3 protein-coding genes are annotated in these 4,093 nt (G+C 61.0%); all 3 read left to right on the plus strand.

Annotated features, from left to right (window positions below):
• Positions 1 to 350: 350 nt before the first annotated feature.
• Positions 351 to 1,331: a ring-cleaving dioxygenase gene (locus tag IRZ24_RS17590; protein ID WP_297167109.1), complete on the plus strand. Its 981-nt coding sequence runs from the start codon at positions 351 to 353 to the stop codon at positions 1,329 to 1,331.
• A gap of 166 nt (positions 1,332 to 1,497) precedes the next feature.
• Positions 1,498 to 3,114 (plus strand): hypothetical protein, encoded by a 1,617-nt coding sequence (locus IRZ24_RS17595; protein ID WP_297167113.1) that lies wholly within the window; start codon positions 1,498 to 1,500, stop codon positions 3,112 to 3,114.
• Positions 3,115 to 3,299: 185 nt separating this feature from the next.
• Positions 3,300 to 4,093 (plus strand): helix-turn-helix transcriptional regulator (locus tag IRZ24_RS17600; RefSeq protein WP_297167116.1); only part of this gene is annotated, 794 nt, incomplete at its 3' end.

The following is a 4,093-nucleotide window of genomic DNA, read 5'->3' on the forward strand; positions in this document are numbered from 1 at the left end:
CTCTGGCCGGGGGGGTGCTTGGGTCGACTTGGCAGTCGACCCATGCACCTCTGTTTTTGGCAGCTTGCTTCGTCGAACACCGGCAGCCGGCTCTCTGCTTCGCGGGGAAACGGGTGCAAAGGGCAGACTCGCTGGCTGGGAAGTTCTAGGAAGGCCAGCGTGTTTCCTATAGTGTACTTATCAGAGATTGCCTGGCCAGGCAAGGTAAGGCGCGCTTCTGCGGGCCTTCGGTGCCCCTCTTTGGGGAAGGCCGGGCCAGGGTTTAGAGCGACTGGCGCTCCGGTGCTCTGATACTGCTAGCCCTGACTTGTTGAGGAAATGCTGCAAGAGTAAGGAAGGGAGTAAGCACAATGCAATTGCGAGGTATTCACCATGTGACGGCGGTGACGGGTAACGCCTCGCTGAATGTCGCTTTTTATACCCAGGTGTTGGGGATGCGCCTGGTCAAAAAGACGGTCAACCAAGACGATGTCTCGGCTTATCACTTGTTCTATGGTGACGAATTAGGCCAGCCTGGTACAGAGCTAACCTTTTTCGACTGGCCTGAGTTGGAGCGTCACCGTCAAGGGGCAGGGACGATTTCGACCATTATGCTGGGAGTGAATGGTGAGGAGGCGCTGCACTGGTGGCGGGAGCGGTTTGCACGTCTGCATGTTGAGCATGACGAGCTGCGACGTCGAGGAACGGATGGGGTGCTTAGCCTGCCTTTCCGTGATCCCGAGGGCCAGCGTCTGGAGCTAGTCGACGATGGCGGTCGACTACAGGGTGTTCCCTGGCGCAGAAGCCCTGTGCCGGCGGAGTATGCGATTCGCGGCTTCTACGGCGTGCAGCTAACGCTGCGTACCCTGGCACCGTCGGCACGTTTCCTGACCGAAGTGCTGGGCTTCCGTCAGGTGGGGAGCTACCAGCAGGATCACAGCTATGAGGTTGCGGTCTTTGAGGTCGGGCCGGGCGGTCCGGGGACGCTGGTCCATGTTGAGATTCAGCCTGATGCGCCGTTCCATCGCTTTGTCGGGATCGGTGGCGTTCATCATGTGGCATTCCGCGTCCCTACCGATGAGGAGCATCGTGCCTGGCGCGAGCGCGTGGCGGCGGTCAATCGCACAGTGACGCCGATCATCGACCGCTTTTACTTTCATTCGATCTACTTCCGCGAGCCAGGTGGCGTGCTCTTCGAGCTGGCGACGGATCTGCCTGGCTTCGCGGTCGACGAGGACCCCGAGCATCTGGGCGAGCGTCTCTCTCTGCCGCCGTTTTTGGAGCCGTACCGGGCACGGATCGAGGCCGGTCTGAAGCCGATCGAGCCGCTGGATCTGCTGGCGGGAGTCTAAGGGGAGAGCCAGGCGAGCCACGGGCTATCTGGAGGCCAGGCGGCGCAACAGTGAGCCGGCTGTGGAACAGTTCATTGTCGAAAGCCCGGTCTCTCGTGTATGCTTAGCTCAGCGGGGAAAGGCCCCTTTGTGTCATTCGCCGGACCCCGGGAAAGGAGCGTGCACCGTGGCTCGCAACCTCTACCGCAGTTATCTGTATGTGATCCTGCTTCTCCTGCTCGTTCTTGCCATCTATGCACTTGCCGATCTGCTTAATCCGCTCTGGCGTCTAACCCCGTGGCGACCCGGCAATGAGGCGGTCCCTGACCGTGCTGAGGTAGTGCAGGCGCTGGTTTTCGCTGTGACAGTGCTTCTCTTCGTCGCCGTCCTGGGAGGTCTGCATTACTGGCTGCTGCGACGCGACCTGCGTCAGGACCCGGCGGCGGGTGGCAGTGCTGTGCGCGCTTTTTTTCTCAATTTGGGTGAGCTGGTGCTAGCTCCGATCGCGATCTTTTCGCTAGGACAAGTGCTGATCCAGTTTCAAAGCGGCTACGCAGCCTCGGGACTGGCGGCGCTGGCCGGGCTACTGGCTCTGGAGTGGGAGCGGCGGCGCCTGCCTGTCGGCCCCGGGCTGGCGCGCTTTTTTCAGCGTCTTCATGTCTACGGCGTTCAGCTCATCCTTCTCTTCCCGCTGGTGAGTGCTACGAGCTATTTCCTCTCCTTGACGCTTGATACCTTCTTCCTTGGAGGGGGACATGTCGCGCCGTCTGCTGTTGTCAATGGCCATGCCGATCTGCGTGGTCCCTTGGCGACAGCGCTGTGGTTTGTGCTGACCTGGTTTGCCTATGGCTATCTCAATCGTTACGACCCCGGTTCGTGGTTGCGGCGCCTGTTCTATGGCGGCGTTCTGGTCTATGGCCTGTTCTTGACTCTCAATGAGTGTGCGGCTCTTCTGGATCTACTCCTGCGCTTCCTGACGGGAGAGAAGATCCAAGCGACAGCTCTTCTGACCCCGCCGGGAGCGCTATTTTTTACGCTGCCCGCTGGTATGGTGCTGGTCGGCTTGCTGGTGGCTAGCTGCGGCTGGCTCTGGCTGCAGAGTGAGGTGAAGCAGCTATCAGATCCACGGCTGGCGCGTGCTGTGCTGCACTACAGTCTGGTGGCTGTGGCGGCGGCCTTGCTGGCGCTGCTGTTCTGGGCTGGAAGCGGGCGTCTGTTGCTGGCTCTCCTTTTCAGCCTGTTCCCAACAGGACCCCTGCCGCAGCCTGGCGACTGGATCGATGGGTGGGCGCCGCTCCTGCTTGGTCTGAGCACGCTGCCGCTGAATCTGCTCTTGATGTGGCGCTATCGACAGGAGCCGGAGCGTGCTCTGCTACCGTGCCAGGGCTTCATTCTGGCTGCGCTGATCGGTGGGGTGCTGGCAACAACTGTCGGTGGAGCGGTCCTCCTTTTCTCGCTGGGTACTGTGGCACTTGGCTCTCCTGTGGAAAGCTGGCCACGGCTGATGCAGGAGAGTGTTGTCGGACTGCTGGTCGGGCTGGTCGTACTGGCCTTCTATCTCTGGCAGGCACGGCGCAGTGGAGTGCTGGCGAACCTGGGTTCTTCTCTACCAGCGCCAGTGCAGTCCGCCAGGTCTGGAACAGGGCCAGAGGCGGCGCCATCGATAACCGCTGCGACCGCTGCTGAGGCCGTTGGAGAGGGGACTCCGGCGCTGGAGGACATCCTGCGACGCTTGCAGGATCGCCAGATTTCGCTTGAGGAGGCTGCCTCTCAGATTCGGGCCTTGTTTGGCCAGAGGGCCTGAGCAGAGCTGAGGCCCTCTGAACCCTCTTGTAATCCCTCTGCCGCAATCGTCGCACAAAAGCTTGCCAAAAGCAAAATTGTGTAGTGAAAACCGTCGGCTCCAATCCATTGAAATAGAGCCGACTGGATGCTACACTCCCTGGTAGGAAATGTCTTTGCTCCCCAATGCATAAAAGGAGGTGTAAGGTGAGTGATACGGATTGGTGGAGAAGGTATGGAAACTATCCGCCAGGGAAGTACAATCTGCCGCATATGGGGGCAGTCCTGAGCGACTATCGGCAGCGGCGCGGCTACAGTCGAGCAGAAGTAGCGCAGGCATTGGATGTCAAGAAGCAGACGGTGAGCTACTGGGAGGCGACGATGTATCTGGCAGATCCGGAGCGACGCATTGTGCTGGCGAGATTGCTGCAGATCCCGCCGGCGTTATTGGGGCTGGCCTGGGAGCAGGTGGCCTATGTGGGCAGAGGGGGAGAGCCAGGCGCCAGCTACGAGCGACTGGCGGAGGTGGTCAGCCTGGAGGGCTATTATCAGTACGCCGATCTATTTGCGCTTGCTAACCGGCTGCAGTATACCGGTCAGATTCGCGTGCTGGCAGAGAGGATGCCGCGCTGGCTGGGGAAGCTGCGACAGAAGGTGAAGGAGGCACCAGCCAGCGAGCGCGAGGCCTGGCTCTGGCTGCAGGGTCAGTACCTCCATCTGACGGCCTGGCTCGCCAGTCATCAGCCGGGAGCTGCTCAGAGGCGAACAGCTCTGAGCCTGACGCACGAGCTGCTGGACCTGGCGCGCGAACTGGATGATCCAACCTTGACGGGCCTGTCCTACTTCCATCTGGCTCACCGCTATCTGGAAGCGGGAGAGCGGGCGTCTGCCAGTGCAGCGGCCTGGGAGGGTCTGAGCTGGGTGAAGCGGGTAGGGCCGGCGTTGGGGGGCAATCTGTACCTGCGGGCGGCGACGGTGCTGGCGAGGATGGGAGAGGGAGA

Source organism: Thermogemmatispora sp. (assembly GCF_019683755.1).
Lineage (GTDB): Bacteria > Chloroflexota > Ktedonobacteria > Ktedonobacterales > Ktedonobacteraceae > Thermogemmatispora.

Coding starts and splice junctions, on each gene's coding strand:
- IRZ24_RS17590 (WP_297167109.1), top strand. CDS start 351: ATGCAATTGCGAGGTATTCACCATGTGACGGCGGTGACGGGTAACGCC.